Source organism: Pseudomonas sp., assembly GCF_030683065.1.
Lineage (GTDB): Bacteria > Pseudomonadota > Gammaproteobacteria > Pseudomonadales > Pseudomonadaceae > Aquipseudomonas.
Genome location: NZ_JAUXMX010000045.1, coordinates 81,760 through 102,559 on the forward strand (window position 1 = coordinate 81,760; position 20,800 = coordinate 102,559).

Annotated in this window: 21 protein-coding genes; 9 read left to right on the plus strand and 12 right to left on the minus strand. The window is 61.4% G+C overall.

What is annotated here, in order from left to right; all coding sequences use genetic code 11:
- Positions 1-46: 46 nt before the first annotated feature.
- The 3 genes from alr to dadA form a co-directional block, all read right to left on the minus strand.
- Positions 47-1,120: an alanine racemase gene (gene alr, locus Q8K09_RS14805; RefSeq protein WP_305255740.1), complete on the minus strand. Its 1,074-nt coding sequence runs from the start codon at positions 1,118-1,120 to the stop codon at positions 47-49.
- A 133-nt stretch (positions 1,121-1,253) separates the two neighbouring features.
- Positions 1,254-1,604 (minus strand): RidA family protein, encoded by a 351-nt coding sequence (locus Q8K09_RS14810; protein WP_305255741.1) that lies wholly within the window; start codon positions 1,602-1,604, stop codon positions 1,254-1,256.
- Positions 1,579-2,877, minus strand: coding sequence for a D-amino acid dehydrogenase (gene dadA / locus Q8K09_RS14815; RefSeq protein ID WP_305255775.1), 1,299 nt, complete (start codon positions 2,875-2,877; stop codon positions 1,579-1,581). Before dadA ends, Q8K09_RS14810 begins: the two co-directional genes overlap by 26 nt.
- 154 nt (positions 2,878-3,031) lie before the next feature.
- On the opposite strand from dadA, the gene Q8K09_RS14820 reads away from it, so the two are divergent.
- A complete protein-coding gene (locus tag Q8K09_RS14820) occupies positions 3,032-3,520 on the plus strand; it encodes an Lrp/AsnC ligand binding domain-containing protein (protein WP_305255742.1) in 489 nt (162 codons plus the stop codon).
- A gap of 43 nt (positions 3,521-3,563) precedes the next feature.
- Here the strand turns inward: Q8K09_RS14820 and Q8K09_RS14825 are convergent, their stop codons facing one another.
- Positions 3,564-3,917: a YkgJ family cysteine cluster protein gene (locus tag Q8K09_RS14825; RefSeq protein ID WP_305255743.1), complete on the minus strand. Its 354-nt coding sequence runs from the start codon at positions 3,915-3,917 to the stop codon at positions 3,564-3,566.
- Positions 3,918-4,090: 173 nt separating this feature from the next.
- Here Q8K09_RS14825 and Q8K09_RS14830 point away from each other — a divergent pair, with 173 nt between their 5' ends.
- Complete coding sequence (locus Q8K09_RS14830; protein ID WP_305255744.1) at positions 4,091-5,404, plus strand: FAD-binding oxidoreductase; 1,314 nt, start codon at positions 4,091-4,093, stop codon at positions 5,402-5,404.
- A gap of 9 nt (positions 5,405-5,413) precedes the next feature.
- On the opposite strand, the gene Q8K09_RS14835 is transcribed toward Q8K09_RS14830, so the two are convergent.
- Both Q8K09_RS14835 and Q8K09_RS14840 read right to left on the minus strand, forming a co-directional pair.
- Entirely contained in the window at positions 5,414-6,577 is a 1,164-nt protein-coding gene (locus Q8K09_RS14835; RefSeq protein WP_305255745.1) for an MFS transporter, read from the minus strand.
- A gap of 302 nt (positions 6,578-6,879) precedes the next feature.
- Positions 6,880-8,373 (minus strand): aldehyde dehydrogenase, encoded by a 1,494-nt coding sequence (locus Q8K09_RS14840; RefSeq protein WP_305255746.1) that lies wholly within the window; start codon positions 8,371-8,373, stop codon positions 6,880-6,882.
- Between the two features lie 436 nt (positions 8,374-8,809).
- Here Q8K09_RS14840 and Q8K09_RS14845 point away from each other — a divergent pair, with 436 nt between their 5' ends.
- Positions 8,810-9,175: a cupin domain-containing protein gene (locus tag Q8K09_RS14845; RefSeq protein ID WP_305255747.1), complete on the plus strand. Its 366-nt coding sequence runs from the start codon at positions 8,810-8,812 to the stop codon at positions 9,173-9,175.
- 212 nt (positions 9,176-9,387) lie between these two features.
- Here Q8K09_RS14845 and rpmG read toward each other — a convergent pair whose 3' ends face one another.
- Together rpmG and rpmB are read right to left on the minus strand one after the other, a co-directional pair.
- Entirely contained in the window at positions 9,388-9,543 is a 156-nt protein-coding gene (rpmG, locus tag Q8K09_RS14850; RefSeq protein ID WP_007894709.1) for a 50S ribosomal protein L33, read from the minus strand.
- 10 nt (positions 9,544-9,553) lie between these two features.
- The gene (rpmB, locus tag Q8K09_RS14855) at positions 9,554-9,790 is read right to left on the minus strand and encodes a 50S ribosomal protein L28 (protein ID WP_090240685.1); all 237 of its coding nucleotides are present in this window, start codon (positions 9,788-9,790) and stop codon (positions 9,554-9,556) included.
- 359 nt (positions 9,791-10,149) lie between these two features.
- Here rpmB and Q8K09_RS14860 point away from each other — a divergent pair, with 359 nt between their 5' ends.
- On the plus strand, positions 10,150-11,739 hold the full coding sequence (locus Q8K09_RS14860; RefSeq protein WP_305255749.1) for an ABC transporter substrate-binding protein: 1,590 nt from the start codon (positions 10,150-10,152) through the stop codon (positions 11,737-11,739).
- Positions 11,740-11,853: 114 nt separating this feature from the next.
- Here the strand turns inward: Q8K09_RS14860 and radC are convergent, their stop codons facing one another.
- On the minus strand, positions 11,854-12,528 hold the full coding sequence (radC, locus tag Q8K09_RS14865) for a DNA repair protein RadC (protein WP_305255750.1): 675 nt from the start codon (positions 12,526-12,528) through the stop codon (positions 11,854-11,856).
- Between the two features lie 236 nt (positions 12,529-12,764).
- On the opposite strand from radC, the gene coaBC reads away from it, so the two are divergent.
- The 4 genes from coaBC to argB are packed head-to-tail and all read left to right on the plus strand — an operon-like array spanning position 12,765 to position 18,003.
- On the plus strand, positions 12,765-13,973 hold the full coding sequence (gene coaBC, locus Q8K09_RS14870) for a bifunctional phosphopantothenoylcysteine decarboxylase/phosphopantothenate--cysteine ligase CoaBC (protein ID WP_305255751.1): 1,209 nt from the start codon (positions 12,765-12,767) through the stop codon (positions 13,971-13,973).
- A 30-nt stretch (positions 13,974-14,003) separates the two neighbouring features.
- On the plus strand, positions 14,004-14,459 hold the full coding sequence (dut, locus tag Q8K09_RS14875) for a dUTP diphosphatase (RefSeq protein WP_305255752.1): 456 nt from the start codon (positions 14,004-14,006) through the stop codon (positions 14,457-14,459).
- Between the two features lie 43 nt (positions 14,460-14,502).
- A complete protein-coding gene (locus Q8K09_RS21340; RefSeq protein WP_370869545.1) occupies positions 14,503-17,073 on the plus strand; it encodes a phosphomannomutase/phosphoglucomutase in 2,571 nt (856 codons plus the stop codon).
- Between the two features lie 24 nt (positions 17,074-17,097).
- Positions 17,098-18,003 carry an acetylglutamate kinase gene (argB, locus tag Q8K09_RS14885; protein ID WP_305255753.1) on the plus strand — a complete coding sequence of 302 codons (906 nt, stop codon included), beginning with the start codon at positions 17,098-17,100 and terminating at the stop codon, positions 18,001-18,003.
- A 139-nt stretch (positions 18,004-18,142) separates the two neighbouring features.
- Here argB and Q8K09_RS14890 read toward each other — a convergent pair whose 3' ends face one another.
- On the minus strand, positions 18,143-18,736 hold the full coding sequence (locus tag Q8K09_RS14890) for a DUF4124 domain-containing protein (RefSeq protein WP_305255777.1): 594 nt from the start codon (positions 18,734-18,736) through the stop codon (positions 18,143-18,145).
- Between the two features lie 25 nt (positions 18,737-18,761).
- Positions 18,762-19,403, minus strand: coding sequence for an orotate phosphoribosyltransferase (gene pyrE, locus Q8K09_RS14895; protein ID WP_305255754.1), 642 nt, complete (start codon positions 19,401-19,403; stop codon positions 18,762-18,764).
- Between the two features lie 93 nt (positions 19,404-19,496).
- Between pyrE and Q8K09_RS14900 the strand changes: the two genes are divergently transcribed.
- On the plus strand, positions 19,497-20,276 hold the full coding sequence (locus tag Q8K09_RS14900; protein ID WP_305255755.1) for an exodeoxyribonuclease III: 780 nt from the start codon (positions 19,497-19,499) through the stop codon (positions 20,274-20,276).
- 60 nt (positions 20,277-20,336) lie between these two features.
- Here Q8K09_RS14900 and Q8K09_RS14905 read toward each other — a convergent pair whose 3' ends face one another.
- Positions 20,337-20,708, minus strand: coding sequence for a DUF4870 domain-containing protein (locus tag Q8K09_RS14905; RefSeq protein ID WP_305255756.1), 372 nt, complete (start codon positions 20,706-20,708; stop codon positions 20,337-20,339).
- Positions 20,709-20,800: the final 92 nt, after the last annotated feature.

Below are 20,800 nucleotides of genomic sequence, written 5' to 3' on the forward strand. Positions count from 1 at the left end.
CAGTATTTACAACACTCTGAATACAAATCCTCTGCAGCCTCCGCCCTCAGGCCTCGCAGTAGAGCAAAGGCACCCGCCGCAGGTTGCAAAAAAGCTGGTAGGGAATGGTTCCGGCGCGAGTCGCCACGTCGCTGGCAAGAATCTGCTTGCCCCACAACTCGACCCGGCTGCCAAGGCCGGTGCCAGGCAGATCGCTGAGGTCGACGCAGAGCATGTCCATCGAAACCCTGCCAATCAGCCGACTCGGCCGGCCATCAATCAGCACCGGCGTGCCGGTCGGCGCATGCCGGGGATAACCGTCGGCATAGCCCATGGCGACCACGCCGACCCGCGTTGGCCGCTCGGTGACGAAGCGCGCGCCATAACCGACCGGCTCGTCGGCCGGCAGCTCGCGTACGCTGATGATCTTCGATTCCAGGGTCATCACCGGCTGCAATCGCGCAGCGAGAGCCTGCGCCTGCTCGAATGGGCTGGCGCCATAGAGCATGATGCCGGGGCGCACCCAGTCACTTGGCACCTGCGGCCAGCCGAGCACGGCCGGTGAGTTGCGCAAGCTGACTTCTGCCACCAGGCCCTGCCGCGCCTGCTCGAACACCGCCAATTGCTCGGTGCTACGCGGGCAATCCAGTTCATCGGCACGGGCGAAGTGACTCATCAGAACAATTTTCGCCACCTTGCCACTGGCCAGAAGACGCCGATAGGCCGCCTGGTAGTCGGCCGGGTGCAAGCCGACGCGGTGCATGCCTGAGTCCAGCTTCAACCACACGGTCAGCGGCTTGCGCACGGCCGAGCGCTCAATGAGCTCCAACTGCCATAACGAATGCACCACGCACCATAGATCCTGCTGCTCGATCAGCGCCAACTCGTCGGCTTCAAAGAAGCCTTCCAGCAACAGGATCGGCCCACCAATACCCGCCTCGCGCAGCTGCAGCGCCTCTTCGATGCAGGCCACGGCGAAACCATCGGCCTGCTCCTGCAGAGCCTGCGCGCAGCGCACCGCGCCATGCCCGTAGGCATCGGCCTTGATCACCGCGAGCGCCTTGGCGCCGGTAACCTCGCGGGCCAGTTGATAGTTATGACGCAGGGCTTGCAGATCGATCAGGGCACGGGCTGGACGCATGGTTTTCTCGAGTATCGGGCGTAGGCCGGGTAGCAGTGTTGTTCGGCGCAACCCGCTGCACGGGTTGCGGACTGCCGATTAAAAAAACCCGGCGGGACAGCCGGGCAAAACCAACAAAAAGGAGGTCTGCAGCTCAGACGGCCGCTACCACCATCATTTCGACCAGCACCTCGGGGGTGTACATCGCCGCCTCGACGCAGGCGCGGCCTGGTGCGGCGCCGGGTACGACCCACGCGTCCCATACCTGGTTGAGACCGGCGTAGTCGCGGGCCATGTCCTTGAGGTAGATGGTCACCGAGAGAATGCGCGACTTGTCGCTGCCGGCCTCGGCCAACATCGCATCGATATTGGCCAGGGTCTCGCGGGTCTGCTGCACGATGTCGCCACTGTAATCATCCGCCAACTGCCCGGCTAGGTAGACCGTGCCGTTGTGGATGTTGATTTCGCTGTAACGGGTTTCAGTGCGCAGCCGCTGGACTGACATGTTTGGAAGACTCCTTGGAGTTGCTGTAACGGAAGATATCCAGTCCTTCGCCGCTGATCTGCGGGCGCTTCGAGGCCATCAGGTCGGCGAGGAAGCGACCGGAGCCGCAGGCCATTGTCCAGCCCAGTGTGCCGTGGCCGGTATTGAGGAACAGATTGCGAAAACCGGTAGCACCGACGATCGGCGTACCGTCCGGGGTGGCCGGGCGCAGGCCGGTCCAAAACTCCGCCTGCTTGAGGTCGCCACCTTGAGGGTAGAGGTCGGCGGTGATCATCTCCAGCGTCTCGCGGCGCCGCGGATTCAGGCTCAGATCGAAACCGGCGATCTCGGCCATACCGCCCACCCGGATGCGGTTGTCGAAACGGGTAATGGCGACCTTGTAGGTCTCATCGAGAATAGTGGACGTCGGCGCCATGTCACCATTGGTGATCGGCACGGTCAGCGAGTAGCCCTTGAGCGGGTAAATCGGCGCGCGGATACCCAGCGGCTTGAGCAGTTGCGGGCTATAGCTGCCGAGTGCGAGTACGTAGTGGTCGGCAGTTTCCAGCTTGCCATCGATCCACACGCCATTGATCCGGTCGCCCGCACTGTCGAGGCGCTCGATGGTCTGGCCGAAGCGAAATTCGACGCCCAATTGCTTGGCCATCTCGGCCAGCTTGAGGGTGAACATCTGGCAGTCGCCGGTCTGGTCGTTGGGCAGGCGCAGAGCGCCAGCCAGCTTGTGCTTGACGCTCGCCAGGGCTGGTTCGATGCGAGCGATGCCGTCGCGATCGAGCAGCTCGAAAGGCACGCCGGACTGCTGCAAAACGGCGATGTCTTTGGCCGCGTTGTCGACCTGTGCCTGGGTGCGGAACAGCTGGGTGGTGCCCAGACGACGGCCTTCGTAGCCGATACCGGTCTCGGCGCGCAGCTCATCGAGGCAATCGCGGCTGTACTCGGACAGGCGCACCATGCGCTCCTTGTTCACTGCGTAACGGCTGGCGGTGCAATTGCGCAACATCTGCGCCATCCACAGGTATTGGTCGATATCGGCAGTGGCCTTGATGGCCAGCGGTGCATGCTTCTGCAGCAGCCATTTGATGGCTTTCAATGGCACGCCCGGCGCCGCCCACGGCGAGGCGTAGCCAGGGGAAACCTGACCGGCGTTGGCGAAGCTGGTTTCCATGGCAGGGCCGTCCTGACGATCGACGACCACCACCTCGAAACCCTGGCGAGCCAGGTAATACGCACTGGCCGTACCCACCACACCACTACCAAGCACCAGAACCCGCATCGCCATCTCCTCGCCGCGACTGTGCGCCAGCGTTTTTGTTTTGAGCATTAATGGACGCAGTATATTTATCCAAAGCCAGTGCATTTCACTATATATGCAACTATATTTGGCGAGAATTCTTGGCAAAAGCCACTTAAACGGAGGGGCATCCCCCATGCGCACCCAGCATCAGAGCCGTCGCGAACTGGACAAGATCGACCGCAATATTTTGCGCCTGCTGCAGGAGGACGGGCGCATCTCCTTTACCGAACTGGGCGAACGGGTTGGCTTGTCGACCACGCCCTGCACCGAGCGGGTGCGCCGCCTGGAGCGCGAAGGCATCATCATGGGCTACAACGCCCGCCTCAACCCGCAGTACCTCAAGGCCAGCCTGCTGGTATTCGTCGAGATCAGCCTGGATTACAAGTCCGGTGACACCTTCGAGGAGTTCCGCCGCGCCGTGCTCAAGCTGCCCCATGTGCTGGAGTGCCACCTGGTCTCCGGCGACTTCGACTACCTGGTCAAGGCGCGCATCAACGAGATGGCCAGCTACCGCAAACTGCTCGGCGACATCTTGCTCAAGCTGCCGCACGTGCGCGAATCGAAGAGCTATATCGTTATGGAAGAGGTCAAGGAGAGCCTGAGCCTACCCATTGCGGAGTAACGTCGACGTCAGCGCTGGTGCGCTTGACCAACGCAGCCCGACCCTACACAAGCACCTGGCGGGTACTGGCTATCAGCTGATGTACTTGCCGCTCGACATCCGCCTCGATTAGCGTTTCCGGTCCGCGGCCATGGGGGCATGGCAGGCTTTTAGTCGTACCGAACAGGCGGCAGATCAACGGCCGCTGGTCATAGACCTCACACCCTTGCGGCCCGAGGTGTACGCAATTCAACTCGGCCAGCGCAGCATCATGAGCGGCATCGCTTTTCACCGGCAGGCGCGCCATCTCCTCGGATGAAGCGGTGACCGGTCCGCAGCAATCGTGACAGCCCGGCACGCAGTCGAAACGCGGGATCTGCAAACGCAGGTGATCGATCTTGCGGCTGGTACAACTCATCGCTAGTGCCCCGTGTAAATTCCGCGCATCTTAACCCCGCTACCTCGTTAATCGCGGCAGATCAGTTAATTAGTCGACCAAACCTACTTTTTGTCTCACGCCACTTGGCGACGAGCAAAGCCCGCGTTTATCCTGCGTAAAAATTTCCAAACACAATAAACAGGATTTCACACATGAACGGCCGCGTTCACCAACCGGTTTACAGCACCCCACATGCCGCGTCTTACTATGCCGCCAGCGTCAACCGCCAACTGACCTACCCGCCGCTACGCGGGGAGCTCAGCGCCGACGTATGCATCGTCGGCGGCGGCTTTTCCGGGCTGAACACGGCCATCGAACTGGCCCAGAAAGGCTTCTCGGTGGTGTTGCTGGAAGCCCACAAAATCGGCTGGGGTGCCAGCGGACGCAACGGCGGCCAACTGATTCGCGGAGTCGGTCATGGCGTCGAACAGTTCGAATCGGTCATTGGCACAAGCGGCGTACGCGAACTCAAATTGATGGGCCTCGAAGCCGTGGAAATCGTCCGCCAGCGAGTCGCGCAATTCACCATCGACTGCGACCTGACCTGGGGCTATTGCGACCTGGCCAACAAACCAGCTCATCTCGAGGGCTTCGCCGCCGACATGGCGGAGTTGAAAAGCCTCGGTTACCGGCATGAACTGCGTCTGCTGCAACCGGAGCAGATGCACGAGGTGGTCGGCTCCGAGCGCTACGTCGGCGGCCTGATCGACATGGGTTCCGGCCACCTGCACCCGCTCAACCTGGCCCTCGGCGAGGCCGCCGCCGCCCAGTCATTGGGCGTGCAGCTGTTCGAGGACTCAGCGGTGACGCGCATCGACTACGGCGCAACGGTCAAGGTGCACACCGCCCAGGGCGTGGTGCGCGCGGCTCATCTGGTGCTCGGCTGCAACGCCTACCTGAATGGCCTGAACAGTAACCTGGGCGGTAAGGTGCTGCCCGCTGGCAGTTATGTGATCGCCACCGAACCGCTGTCCGAGGTCCAAGCCCACGCGATCATTCCGCAGAACATGGCGCTGTGCGACCAACGCGTAGCCCTCGACTACTACCGCCTGTCCGCCGACCGACGCCTGCTGTTCGGTGGTGCCTGCCATTACTCCGGCCGCGACCCCGCGGACATCGCCGGCTACATGCGACCGAAAATGCTCGCCGTCTTCCCGCACCTGCAGGATGTGCAGATCGACTACCAGTGGGGCGGCATGATCGGCATCGGCGCCAACCGCCTGCCGCAGATCGGCCGACTCAAGGATCAGGCCAACGTCTACTATGCCCAGGCCTATTCCGGCCACGGCGTCAACGCCACCCACCTGGCCGGCAAGCTGTTGGCCGAGGCCATCGGCGGCCAAGCCAGCAACGGTTTTGACCTGTTCGCCCAGGTGCCGCACATGACCTTCCCTGGCGGCAAGCACTTGCGCTCGCCGTTACTGGCCCTGGGCATGCTCTGGCACCGCTTCAAGGAGCTGCTGTAGGCGCCTGGGCTAGTCGCCACGCACCGGCACAACCAGACTGAACTGATCATCGGCACCCTGACCGCGCCAGGCCAGCACCACGAACACCGCGGCACCCAGCGCCATCAGCAGTGGCAACGCATGACCACTGACCCACTGACTGACTGCACCAGTGGCCAGCGGCCCGATCAGGCAGCCGATGCCCCAGAGTTGCGCCACATGGGCATTGGCGCGCACCAGGGCATCGTCACGGTAACGCTCGCCGATCAGGATCAATGACAGCGTGAACAGTCCACCAGCACTGGCGCCGAACAGCACCAGCAGCGGCCAGATCAGCGACGTGTGCAACAGCAATGGAATCGCCAGACTGGCGCACAGCAACGTCACCCCACAACCGCGGAACAGGGTGCGCCGCGACATGCGATCAGCCAGCAGGCCGATCGGCAGTTGCAGGGCGGCGTCACCCACCACCACCACGCTGACCATGAACAGCGCGACTTCCTGGGTGAAGCCCTGACGCAGGCCGTAGATGGGTAGCAATGTCAGCATCATCGCCTCGAACGCGGCGAACAGCATCACCGCCCAGGCGATGGCCGGCAGCTTGCGGCAGAACGTCAGCAGGCCACGCCCCGATGCACTATGACCATCCACCCGAGGCGCACCCGTACGACCCAGCAGGATCAGTGAACCACTGATCAGCAGGCCGACGCCCGCCCAGAAGCCAAGATCAGTGCTGGTGCCCAACGCGCTGAGCAGCAGCGGCCCGCTCAGCTGGCTCAACGCATAGCCGGTGCCATAAAGGGCGACCAGGCGGCCACGCCACTTCTCCACAACCAGTTGGTTGATCCAGCTCTCGCCGAGGATGAACACCACGGTCAGCGCCATACCGATCAGCAAGCGCAATAACAGCCACACCGCATAGCTCTGCATCAGCGCCAACAGCCCCACTGACAGCGCGCCGGCCAGCAGGCACAACTGCATCAGACGGGTAGTTCCCAGGTACGCTGCCAAGCGCCCTGCCAGGGACGCACCCAGCAGTACACCCACCGCCGGAGTCGCCGCCATGACGCCGATGGCGAAGGAGTTGTAGCCCCAGCTCTCCAGGCGCAGCGACACCAACGGCATGGTCACCCCGAGGGCCAGACCGATACTGATGACCGCCGAGCAGACCGCGAAATAGGTACCCCAACGCATTGCCAGACTCCTTTATGCCGTGGCCCGCAACAAAAAACGGCCGGGTTTCCCAAGGAAACCCGGCCGCAGGTGTGGCTCGCAAGGAGCCGGCCCCTCAACTCGGGGGCGGACCTCAAGGGAGAACAAAAACGCTCCCCTTAAAAACAGATTATCGACCGAAACCAACACCGACAAAGATTTCCTGGGCTAAGGCCAGACGAGGCGCCCCGGAGCTTTTAAGCGCAGCGTACTGCAGTACGTGAGCATTAAAAGCGAGGACGCAACGCCATATGGCCGACGACCAGGAGATCGTCCCGCTAGCGTTACAGCTTGATCCAAGTGGCTTTCAGTTCGGTGTACTTGTCGAAGGCATGCAGCGACTTGTCACGGCCGTTGCCGGACTGCTTGAAGCCGCCGAAGGGCGCTGTCATGTCGCCGCCATCGTACTGGTTGACCCACACGCTGCCGGCACGGAGCGCCTTGGCAGTCAGGTGGGCCTTCGACAAGTTGCTGGTCCATACCGCCGCCGCCAAACCATAAGGCGTGTCGTTGGCAATCTGTACGGCTTCTTCCGCCGACTCGAAGCCGATTACCGACAACACAGGGCCGAAGATCTCCTCGCGGGCGATGCGCATGGCATTGTTCACGCCATCGAAAATGGTCGGTTCGACATAGGTGCCGCCGGTTTCTTGCAGCACTTGCTTGCCACCAGCCACCAGCGTGGCGCCCTCGTCGTGACCGGCCTGGATGTAGCTCAGGACATTGTTCATCTGGGTGGTGTCGACCAGCGCACCGACATTAGTCGCCGGATCCAGCGGGTTACCCGGCTTCCAGGCCTTGATCGCTTCGACCACCATCGGCACAAACATGGCCTTGATCGAGTTTTCCACCAGCAGGCGCGAACCGGCGGTGCAGACTTCGCCCTGGTTGAAGGCGATGGCGCCGGCTGCGGCTTCGGCGGCGGCCTGCAGATCAGGCGCATCAGCAAAGACTATGTTCGGGCTCTTGCCGCCGGCTTCCAGCCAGACACGCTTCATGTTCGACTCACCGGCGTAAATCATCAGCTGCTTGGCAATCTTGGTCGAGCCGGTGAACACCAAGGTGTCGACGTCCATGTGCAAGGCCAGAGCCTTGCCTACAGTGTGCCCGTAACCCGGCAGCACATTGAGCACGCCCGCCGGGATGCCCGCCTCGATAGCCAATTGCGCCAGGCGGATGGCGGTCAACGGCGATTTTTCCGACGGCTTGAGGATCACCGAGTTACCGGTAGACAACGCTGGCCCGAGCTTCCAGCAGCTCATCAGCAAGGGGAAATTCCACGGCACGATGGCGGCGACCACACCAATCGGCTCACGGGTGACCAGGCCCAGTTCGTTATGCGGGGTGGCAGCCACTTCGTCGTAAATCTTGTCGATCGCCTCGCCGCTCCAGCGGATCGAACGCGCAGCGCTGGATACGTCGATACCAAGGGCATCGCTGATCGGTTTGCCCATGTCGAGGGTTTCCAGCAGCGCCAGTTCCTCGGCGTGCTGATCGATCAGGTCAGCGAAGCGGATCATCACATCCTTGCGCTTGACTGGCGCCAGACGCGACCAGATGCCCGAATCGAAGGTCTGGCGGGCGTCCTGCACCGCTAACTCGGCGTCGGCCTGATCACAACTGGCGACCTCGACCAACATGCGTCCGTCCACCGGACTGATGCACTCGAAGGTCGCGCCGGAAGCTGCCGCACGGTATTCGCCATGAATAAAGGCACGGCCTTCGATCTTCAGGGTTTTGGCGCGCTGTTCCCAATCGGCACGAGTCAGGCTAGTCATTCGAGCATCCTCTATCAGTAAAAAGTAGCGCGGCGTAGCGCGTGCGCTGTCAATAATTCTGCAAGGCCTAAGGAGGCCAAATTCTGCGGGCAACACTAAACCAGAGGGCTGCACATTATCAATATTTTTTACAAAATACGAAAAACACCCTTCCCACGTTCGTTTTATTAAACATAGACTGCGTAAAGTCGTGCCCAGCGTCCTCTATTTTGCGCGAACGAACAATCAGCAACACTGCGCAAACGAATAGAAAAACCAACAGTCTCGACAGTTACCACCGATTTTCAACTCAGGGCCAAACTACGCCTGCCGGGTAACGCCGCAGGCATGTATTCACCGGCCCTGGTTGCAGCACAGGCGTCGCTTGATACCCGCGTGGAAAACTCGCCGACTCGATTTGCCACACCCGTTAACCGTCCACCACCGGAACCCCCGTATGACAATCGAACAGATCCTCGACTTCGCCCAAGCCAGCACTGCACCTGAGCACTATCGCCCGGCACCGGAAAAAATCCTCAAGGGCGACCCAGAGCAAAGCGTGCGCAACCACTACGGCAGCCCTTGCGGGCAGTTCAACAGCGGTATCTGGGAAGGCGCGGTAGGCCAGTGGACCGTTAATTACAGTGAGCACGAGTACTGCGAAATCCTCGAGGGCGTGTCCGTGTTGCGCGATGCACACGGCAACGCCAAGACCGTACGTACTGGCGACCGTTTCGTTATTCCCGCCGGCTTCTCTGGCACCTGGGAAGTGCTGGAAGCCTGCCGCAAGGTCTACGTGATCTTCGAGCAAGGGCCACGCTGACTGCCCCATGTGTCAGCCTTTAGCCCGTGCCGAGCGGGCTTTTTCGGCGACAGCCACGCTGCGCGTACCCAGGGGCAAGCCTCCACCGGCTTGCCGCCCGGGACATGCGCTACAGATCAGCCACGGCGGCCTCACCAGACGGCCTGGATATAAACTCAAGCCATGAAAAAGCCCGCCATGAGGCGGGCTTTTTCAACAAAGGCGCAGATCAATTACTTGATCTTGCCTTCCTTGTAGATCACGTGCTTGCGTACAACCGGATCGAATTTTTTAATTTCGATTTTGTCCGGCGTGGTGCGCTTGTTTTTGTCGGTAGTGTAGAAATGACCAGTACCGGCACTCGAGATCAAACGGATCAGTTCGCGCATGACTTACTCCTTAAACCTTTTCGCCGCGAGCACGCAGCTCGGACAGAACGACGTCAATACCACGTTTGTCGATGCAGCGCATGCCCTTGGCAGAAACGCGCAGACGCACGAAACGATTCTCGGACTCGACCCAGAAGCGGTGATGCTGCAGGTTCGGCAGGAAACGACGACGGGTTTTGTTGTTTGCGTGGGAAATGTTATTCCCAGTTACCGGACCCTTACCGGTAACTTGACAGACTCTCGACATGCCTCAGCCCTCTAAAACCACATGCCCAACCCGGCATGGGTTGGCCGCATAAACTCAATATCATTGGCGCTCGGCGCCGCGTATCTCGAGGGTCTTACCAGCTGCACTGCAAAGCGCAAGTACCGGGCCCCTACAAAAGAGCGCTGCTTTATACCAGAAAGCCTGACGTGCAACAAGGCCGAGCGTACTTTCGAAACGCATGCGCGTCGCGAAACATCGACTTCCAGGCCGCCAGTGCAGGCGGAGCAAGCAGCCTACCGCTCGTCGGCAAGTCCACTGTTCTGGCCGCGCGTTATCGTCTAGGGTAACCCTTTGTCGGCGCGCCGGTAGGCGCGCACCGCACTCTCAAGGAGTTTGTCATGCGCCTCGCTACCCGAACGCTGCTATTGACCGGCCTGCTCAGCCCACTACTGGCTCAGGCAGCCACGCTCAGTGTCTGCACAGAGGCCAGTCCGGATGGCTTCGACGTTGTGCAATACAACTCACTGACCACCACCAACGCCTCGGCCGATGTGCTGATGAATCGCCTGGTGGAATTTGACGCCAGCAGCGGCCAGTTACTGCCCAGCCTGGCGCAAAGCTGGGACGTCAGCGAAGACGGCCTGAGTTACAGCTTTGTCTTGCGCGAGGATGTCGCCTTCCACGAAACCGACTACTTCAGCCCCAGCCGCCCACTGACCACAGACGATGTAGTGTTCAGCTTCCAACGCATGCTCGACCCTCAGCACCCTTGGCACAACGTTGCTGCAAGCGGCTACCCGCACGCCCAATCGATGCAGTTGCCTAGCTTGATAAAAAGTATCGACAAGCTCGACGAGCACCGCTTGCGCTTTACCTTGAACCGCCCCGACGCCACGTTCCTGGCTACTCTGAGCATGGGCTTCGCCTCGATTTATTCCGCCGAATACGCCGAGCAACTGCTCGCCGCTGGCAATCCGCAGCGACTCAACAGCCAGCCAATCGGCAGCGGCCCCTTCGTCTTCAAGCGCTTCCAGAAAGATGCAGTGGTGCGCTATGACGCCAACCCCGAGTACTTTGCCGGCAAGCCCGCGGTGGATAGCCTGGTGTTCGCCATCACCCCGGATGCCAATGTGCGCCTGCAGAAGCTGCGCCGCGGCGAGTGCCATATCGCCCTCTCGCCCAAACCGCAGGACGTGCAGACCAGCGCCGCCGATGCCGAGCTGAAGAGCGTGCACACCGCCGCCTTCATGACCGCCTTCGTCGGTATCAATAGCCAGCATGCCCCGCTGGATAAAACCGCCGTACGCCAGGCGATCAACCTGGCATTCGACAAGGCCAGCTACTTGCAAGCAGTGTTCGAGAACAGTGCCGAAGCAGCCAACGGCCCCTACCCCGCCAACACTTGGAGCTACGCCGCAGAACTGCCCGGCTATGCCCATGACCCGGACCGGGCGCGCGCCCTGCTGGCCGAAGCAGGCCTGCCAGATGGCTTCAAGACCACCATCTGGACGCGCCCCAGCGGCAGCCTGCTCAACCCAAATCCGAGTCTGGGCGCCCAGTTGCTGCAGGCTGACCTGGGCAAAGTCGGCATTCAGGCAGAGATCCGCGTGATTGAATGGGGCGAACTGATCCGTCGCGCCAAGGCCGGCGAACACGATCTGCTATTTATGGGCTGGGCTGGCGACAATGGCGACCCGGACAACTTCCTCACGCCGCAATTCTCCTGCGCCTCGCTCGAATCGGGACTGAACTTCGCCCGCTATTGCGACCCGCAACTGGACAAGCTGATCGCCGATGGCAAGACCGTCAGCGACCAGGCGCAGCGCAGCCAGATCTACAAAGAAGCGCAGCGGATCATCCAGCAGCAGGCGCTGTGGCTGCCCCTCGCTCATCCGACGGCTTATGCCCTGATCCGCAAGGAAGTCGAGGGCTATCAGGTCAGCCCCTTCGGCCGCCAGGATTTCGCCAAGGTGCGTTTGAACCCCTGAGCCGCTCTGTGTGCGCCTGGCGACCCGACCACCGGCCGAGTCGCAGGGTGCCGACAGGCGATCACTGGCGCACCGCCGAAGTCCAGCCGGACACCGCCGCGCTGCCCAGTCCACCTACAACCAGCCGTACTCGGCCATCGACAGCGGCTCGCCGTCGCCGACGATGAAGTGATCGAGCACCCGCACATCGACCAACTCCAGCGCTTCCTTGAGGCGTTTGGTCAGCACCCGATCCGCCTGGCTAGGCTCTGCTACGCCAGAAGGATGGTTATGGGTCAGGATCAGCGCCGCGGCGTTGTGCGCCAGCGCCCGCTTGACCACCTGACGGGGATAGACGCTGGCACTGTCGATGGAGCCGTGAAACAGCGCCTCGAAGGCCAGCACGCGGTGCTTGGAATCGAGAAACAGACAACCGAACACCTCGTGGGGCTCATGCCGCAACAGCGCCTTGAGGTAGTCGCGTACCGCCTGCGGGCTTTCCAGTGCCGAGTCGCGACGCAGTTGCTCGGCCAAGTGCCGACGCGCCATCTCCAGCACCGCCTGCAACTGGGCAAACTTGGCCGGCCCCAGTCCCAAACGCTTGCTGAAGGACGCCAAGTCCGCCTGCATCAGGGCGCGCAGCCCACCAAAATCGCCGAGTAGATGGCGCGCCAGATCCACCGCGCTCTGCCCGGCAACGCCGGTACGCAGGAAGATCGCCAACAATTCGGCGTCAGTCAGGGTGGCAGCCCCTTGGGCCAGAAGTTTTTCCCGCGGACGCTCCGCCACGGGCCAATCGCGAATACTCATAACACCTCCATGTCGAGTCCTGCGCCTGCCGAACCTGGATGGCCACTGCGGCCGGGGTCTGGCAAGCTCCTGGCGCCGCTTTTTCACTGCGGCTGCTGTGTTATCTTAGCCGATCTTTTTTGCGCGGCGACTGGCCTGACGGCCCGTCGGACTTGGGACTCTGTCCTACTGCAAAAGCCCAACGATCTGCCTGTAGGCAGTCGCGGCGTACATCCACCCAAATACAAGGCAGGCCTATGCAGCGGCTATATCGAAAGCGCATCGTTCTAGGCGTGGGCGGCGGCATCGCCGCCTACAAGAGCGCAGAGCTGGTTCGCCGCCTGCGCGATCAGGGCGCAGACGTGCATGTGGTCATGACTCGCGGTGGCCGTGAGTTCATCACGCCGCTGACCCTGCAGGCATTGTCCGGTCACCCGGTGCACCTGGACCTGCTCGACCCCGCCGCCGAAGCCGCCATGGGCCATATCGAACTGGCGCGCTGGGCTGATCTGGTGCTGATCGCCCCAGCTACCGCCGACCTGATGGCACGCCTGGCCCAGGGTGTCGCCGATGACCTGCTGACCACCCTGGTGCTGGCCACTGACGCCCCGATTGCCCTGGCGCCGGCGATGAACCAGGCAATGTGGCGCGACCCAGCCACCCAGGCCAATGCCCAACTGCTTGGCGAGCGCGGCATGCGCCTGCTTGGCCCTGCAGCAGGCAGCCAGGCCTGCGGCGATGTCGGCTTGGGCCGCATGCTGGAAGCCGACGAGCTGGCGCAATGCGCCGCCGATTGCTTCCAGAGCCAGGCATTGACCGGCAAACATGTGCTGATCACGGCCGGACCGACCCAGGAAAACATCGACCCGGTGCGCTACATCACCAACCACAGCTCCGGCAAGATGGGCTTTGCTCTCGCCGAGGCCGCCGCCGAAGCCGGCGCCAAGGTCACCCTGATCAGCGGGCCGGTGCACTTGCCGACTCCGGACCGGGTCACCCGCATCGACGTGGTCAGCGCCCGCGACATGCTCGCCGCGTGCGAAGCCGCCATGCCCTGCGATCTGCTGATCGCCGCCGCCGCCGTCGCCGATTACCGCCCGGAAGTGGTCGCGCAGCACAAATTGAAGAAAGACCCCAGCAGTGGCGACGGCCTGCTCCTGCAAATGGTGCGCAACCCGGATATCCTCGCGACACTTGCGAGCCGAGCGGATCGCCCGTTTAGCGTCGGCTTCGCGGCCGAGACCGAGAACCTGCTTGGCTATGCCTCACGCAAACTGCAGGACAAGAACCTCGACCTGATCGTTGCCAACGACGTCGCCAACCCGAGCATCGGCTTCAACAGCGAAGAAAACGCGATCACCATCATCGATCGCGACCTCCAGCAAAGCAGCTTCGCCCAGACCAGCAAAGGCAAGATCGCCCGCCAGCTGGTGGACTTTATCGCTGACCGCTTGCACCGCGCCTGATGCCCTCATTCACCGACCGCAGAGCCTGACATGCACGCCTTACAAGCCAAAATCCTCGACCCGCGACTGGGCACCGACTTCCCCCTGCCGCAGTACGCCACGCCAGGCTCCGCGGGCCTCGACCTGCGCGCCATGCTCAAACAGGACCTTATCCTCGAGCCCGGGCAAACCGTGCTGATCCCCACCGGCCTGTCGATCTATATCGGCGACCCCGGCCTGGCGGCGCTGATCCTGCCGCGCTCGGGCCTTGGCCACAAACACGGCATCGTCCTCGGCAACCTGGTCGGCCTGATCGACTCCGATTACCAAGGCGAGCTGATGGTGTCCTGCTGGAACCGTGGGCAAAGCGCCTTCAGCATGGCCATTGGCGAGCGCATCGCGCAACTGATCCTGGTGCCGGTGGTGCAGGCGCACTTCGAGCTGGTCGAGCAGTTTGATCAAAGTCAGCGCGGCAGCGGCGGCTTTGGCCATTCCGGCAGTCACTGAGTGACCTTTCCCTTTCCAGGATGAACCGCCAAGGAGACGTTCGATGAAACGCTTCAAGCGCACCGCCAAGGATGCAACCGCCGCCAACCCGGGCAGGCAACGATTCACCGGTCAGCAGACCGCCAGCGCCCTGCTCCCAGGCCTGCTGGCTGTCGGCAGCGGGTTGATGCTGGCCGGTGCGCTGCTCTGGTTTGGCCTGTTCAACGGTATGCAGCAACAGCAACAACAGCAACTCACTCAAGCCTGGGGAGGCGCCCAGGCGGCGGCGCTGCAACAGGCGTTGCTGCAACTGGCTGCCGATACCAGTGCCGCGGCACGCAATCCCGAGCTACTGCAGGCAGTGCAGAGCCGCGACAGCCAACAGCTACGAGAGGCCGAAGGTAACCTGCGCTACTGGGATGGCGTGGTCGATGCGCACCTCAACGCCCGCGGCGAAGCCGTTCAGGACATGGGCCGGGACGCACCAATGAACTTTGCCGCATTGGACATATTGCGCCGAGTAGAAAACGGTCAGGCACCTGCCGCAGAAGCCTACAAGATCGGCCAGCGCTGGCTGGTCTACAGCGCCGCAGCGTTGCGCCAGAGCGATGATCAACCCGCACAGGGCACACTCTTGCTGGCTGTCGAGCTGGACCGGGTGCTGGCCAATTTACCGCCCCTGCCAGCCGATGTCGGTCAACTACGACTGACCCAGCAATTCGGCAATAGCGCCGGCCAGGTGCTGACGCAACGCGGCCAGGGCCACGGCGACGAACAACGCTTCAATAGCGGCAATCCGAACTGGCAACTTGGCTTCACCCCAGGCCCAGGCCTGAGCGCATCGACCATCACCCCAATACTGCCGGGCCTGGCTGCTCTGCTGGCTCTGGCCGGCGGCCTGCTTGGCCTGTACCTGGTCTACAGCCGCCAGCAACAGCGTCTGCGCATGGACGCTGCGCAACTTGAGCGACTGGTTAACGAACTCTCAGCCGGTAAAGCCGTCAAAAATTTCAGCATGAGCCTGCCGGCGCTCGACAGCCTGAGACAAACCCTGGCCCGCCTATCGCGCCACGCCAGCAAACCACCAGAAAACCTCAACAGCGCCAGCAATGCTTCGCCCACAGCGGAACCTGGCCAGGAAGCCGGGCTGATCGATCCGCTGTTTCAAGACACGGATATCCTCGATATCGACATTCTCGACGAAGACCTGGATCTTCTGGGACTGGAGCAAACACCCCTTATGAATACCCCGCAAACCGCCCCAAAACTGCCCGCTGACATCTTCCGCGCCTACGACATTCGCGGCGTGGTCGGCAGCAGCCTGACCGCCGAAACCGCTTACTGGGTTGGTCGCGCGATCGGCTCGCAGAGCCTGGCGCAGGGCGAAGCAAACGTTGCTGTGGGCCGCGACGGTCGCCTGTCCGGCCCGGAGCTGGTCGAACAGCTGATTCAAGGCCTGCTCGACTGCGGCTGCAGCGTCAGCGATGTCGGCATGGTGCCGACCCCGGTGGTCTACTACGCCGGCCATATACTCGCCGGCAAATCCGCCGTCATGCTAACCGGCAGCCACAACCCGCCGGATTACAACGGTTTCAAGATCGTCATCGCTGGCGACACCCTGGCCAATGAACAGATTCAGGCCCTCAAGGCCCGTATCGACAACAATGATCTGGCCAGCGGTGTCGGCACGGTCGAGCAGGTCGATGTGCTGGAGCGTTACTTCACGCATATCCGTGACGATATCGCCATGGCAAAACCCATGAAGGTAGTGGTCGATTGCGGCAACGGCGCCGCCGGGGTAATCGCCCCGCGACTGATCGAAGCCTTGGGCTGCACAGTGATCCCACTGTTCTGCGAGGTTGACGGCACCTTCCCCAACCACCACCCGGACCCAGGCAAGCCGGAAAACCTGGTCGACCTGATCGCCAAGGTCAAGGAAGAGAAAGCCGACCTCGGCCTGGCGTTCGACGGCGACGGCGACCGCGTCGGCGTGGTCACCAACAACGGCACCATCATCTACCCGGATCGCCTGCTGATGCTGTTCGCCAAGGACGTGGTATCACGCAACCCGGGCGCCGACATCATCTTCGACGTCAAATGCACCCGCCGCCTGACCCCACTGATCAGCGGCTACGGCGGTCGCCCGGTGATGTGGAAAACCGGCCACTCGCTGATCAAGAAGAAAATGCGCGAAACCGGCGCATTGCTGGCCGGCGAGATGAGCGGGCACATCTTCTTCAAGGAACGCTGGTTCGGCTTCGACGACGGTATCTACAGTGCCGCCCGCCTGCTGGAAATTCTCAGCCAGGACAAGCGCGATGCAGAGCACGTGTTCAGCGCTTTCCCCAACGATATTTCCACCCCGGAAATCAATATCCAGGTTACCGAGCAGAGCAAGTTCGGCATCATTGATGCGCTGCAACGCGACGGCCATTGGGGCGAGGCCAACCTCACCACGCTGGACGGTATACGCGTCGACTATCCAAAAGGCTGGGGCTTGGTACGGGCCTCCAACACCACACCGATGCTGGTGTTGCGCTTCGAGGCCGACAGCCAAGAGGAACTCGAACGCATCAAGAATGTATTCCGCAGCCAACTGCTCAACGTTGCACCCGATATCACCTTGCCGTTTTGATTGAGATTAGCCATGGAGACCCGCATGACCCTCGAACGTGATGCTGCCAGTAACGTCGCCAAAGTTCTGTCCGAAGCGCTGCCGTACATCCGCCGCTTTGTCGGCAAGACCCTGGTGGTCAAGTACGGTGGCAACGCCATGGAAAGCGACGAACTGAAAACCAACTTTGCCCGTGACATCGTGCTGATGAAGGCCGTCGGCATCAATCCGGTGGTAGTGCATGGTGGCGGCCCGCAAATTGGCGACCTGCTCAAGCGCCTGTCGATCGAAAGCCACTTCATCGACGGCATGCGCGTGACCGATGCGCAAACCATGGACGTGGTGGAAATGGTCCTCGGCGGCCAGGTCAACAAGGACATCGTCAACCTGATCAACCGCCACGGCGGCAGCGCCATCGGCCTGACCGGCAAGGACGCCGAACTGATTCGCGCCAAGAAGCTCACCGTAACCCGCCAGACCCCGGAGATGACCCAGCCGGAAATCATCGACATCGGCCACGTTGGCGAAGTCATCGGGGTCAATACCGACCTGCTCAACATGCTGGTCAAGGGCGACTTCATCCCGGTCATCGCACCGATCGGCGTCGGCGCGCAAGGCGAGTCCTACAACATCAATGCCGACCTGGTCGCCGGCAAGGTGGCCGAAGCCTTGAAGGCCGAGAAGTTGATCCTGCTGACCAACATCGCCGGCCTGCTGGACAAGCAGGGCGAGGTGCTCACCGGCCTGACCACCGAACAGGTCGACGGCCTGATCGCCGATGGCACCATCTACGGCGGCATGCTGCCGAAAATCCGCTGCGCCCTCGAAGCGGTGCAAGGCGGCGTCACCAGCGCGCACATCATCGATGGCCGGGTGCCCAACGCAGTGCTTCTGGAAATTTTCACCGACAGCGGTGTTGGTACCCAGATCTGCAACCGCAAGCGCCACTGAGCGCATCCGCTCGCACAGACCGTAGCCTGCCTCTATTCATGGAGCAGGCTCCAGGGTAATCCGGGAGAGAGTTTCCCGGATTGCGCCTAGGCTTATCCAGGCGACGAAACCGTAAAAAATCGCCGCCACGGAGCGCCGGTTAGCGCCGCTTGCCCAATAGCTCGCCGAGGCGCTGGTGATCAGCAGAAAAACTAGCCAGGAGCTGCTTGCGCGCGTCCTGGTAACGGGCAATTTCCTTGTACTGACGCAGCTGCTCATCTTTCTGGTTGTCGATCTGCACCAGCAGGTGCTCAGGCACTGCGCGCCCAGCACGCTCATGATCCGCTGCCTGACTCTGCAAGTTTCCCTGCTGAGTGCGCGCTGCCTGCAAATTACTACGGGCCGCGCCGATCAACCCGTCCACCTCGGCCAGTTTGCGGTCGCGCGCCCGGTCAATATCCTCGGGCGTGCTGTACAACCGCAGTAGCTGGGCATCGGAGCTGGCACGGGCCTTGTCGGCCAACAAACGCTGCATTTCCTCGGCGCTCGGGGCCGGCGGAATGACCTTGATGACCCGTCCCTGGTCATTCAGCACCTCATAGCCCTTGCCGATAAACTCTGGTGGCACGCCTTGACGGCCGAGCACGGTAACGCCGTGGTCATCGATATAGCGATACAACTCGGTGGCGCCAGCAACAATCGGCAGCAGCAAACCGCACAACAGTGAACAACTGAGCAGAACCGGCTTGCTTATCAAGGCAGCATCCTATGACGAGGAGTTAAATTCCATATTCGGTGCGATAGGCTTGTACCGCCGGCAAATACTGCTTGAGTTCGGCATCGTCTGCCAGGTATTCCAGCACCAGCTCGAGCGAGACGATGCTCACCACCGGCATGCCGAAGTCGCGCTCGACCTCCTGAATTGCCGACAATTCGCCCCGGCCACGCTCCTGACGGTTCAACGCAATCAGCACGCCGGCCGCTTGCGCGCCCTGGGCCTGGATAATCTGCATCACCTCGCGAATCGCGGTGCCTGCAGTGATCACGTCATCGACAATCAGCACCTTGCCCGCGAGCGGCGCACCGACCAGCGTGCCGCCTTCGCCGTGATCCTTGGCTTCTTTACGATTGAAACACCACGGCACATCGCGCTGGTGATGCTCGGCCAAGGCCACTGCAGTGGTCGCCGCCAGGGGAATACCCTTGTAGGCCGGACCAAACAACACATCGAAGGAAATACCACTGTCCACTACCGCCGCGGCGTAAAAACGCCCCAGCCGGGCCAGCGCCAGACCGCTGTCAAACAGCCCTGCGTTAAAGAAGTACGGGCTGATGCGCCCAGACTTGAGAGTGAACTGACCAAAGCGCAGAACACCGCGCTCAATGGCAAAACGAATGAAGTCGCGCTGGTACGCTTGCATGAAAAGCCCCGGACGGCACGGATTTAGCTAGGAATTTAGCTTATTGGAGACGAGCTCGGGTATCATACACGCACGTGTTTTTAGGGGCCATTTATGCGGATCATCAGTGTGAACGTGAATGGTATTCATGCTGCAGTCGAGCGCGGTTTGCTCAGTTGGCTGCAAGCACAGAATGCCGACGTCATCTGCCTGCAGGACACCCGCGCCTCCGCCTTTGAGCTGGACGACCAAGCCTTCCAACTGGATGGCTATTTCCTCTATGCCTGCGATGCCGAAGTACCAAGCCAAGGTGGCGTGGCACTGTATTCGCGGTTGCAACCCAAGGCGGTAATCAGCGGCCTCGGCTTTGAAATGGCCGATCGCTACGGGCGCTACCTGCAGGCCGATTTTGACAAAGTAAGTATCGCTACCCTGCTGCTGCCATCCGGGCAGGGCGGTGATGAGAGCTTGAATCAGAAATTCAAGTTCATGGACGACTTTACCCATTACCTGGACAAACAGCGCCGCAAGCGCCGTGAGTACATCTATTGCGGTTCACTCCACGTGGCGCACCAGAAGATCGACGTGAAAAACTGGCGCGACTGCCAGCAATCACCTGGTTTCCTGGCACCTGAGCGAGCCTGGCTGGACGAAGTCATCGGCACCATGGGCTATGTAGACGCCCTGCGCGAAGTCAGCCGCGAAGGTGACCAGTTCAGCTGGTGGCCGGACAGCGAGCAGGCAGAGCTGCTCAACCTGGGTTATCGCTTTGACTATCAATTACTGACCCCCGGCATGCGCCGCAGCGTGCGCACCGCGCGCCTGCCGCGTCAGCCACGCTTCTCGCAACATGCGCCGCTGACGGTCGATTACGACTGGATCCTCAGCGTGTAATGCGACGAGCAGACACAATAAAGCCGGCATTCGCCGGCTTTATTGTGTCTGCCATGAAGCTTACTTCACCAGGCGCCAGCTGAAGGGATAGCGATAGGCCTGACCCTCATTGGCCTTGATCCCGGCAATGACGGTCAGCACAAGAGCGCCAATACCCAACAGAATCAGCAGCGGGAAGCCGATCACCACCACCATAAGAAAGAAACACAGCACCGCCGCCAACGCCACGCTGATCTGGAAGTTCAATGCTTCCTTGCCCTGCTGATCGACGAAAGGATCGAGATCCTTTTTGATCTGCCAGACAATCAATGGGCCGAGCAGATTGCCAAACGGGAAGACCAGCCCCAGGAATGCGGCAAAATGACAGAACATCGCCCACTGGCGCGCTTCCTTACTGGGTGTCGGCACCGGGATTTGCATATTTTCGTCCATTATTACCCTCCTTAGCAGGCTGTTAAAAAGCCAATACAAAACCATGGAATACCACGGCTGAGCAGACACGCAAGCCCAGTCAGCACTCGCTA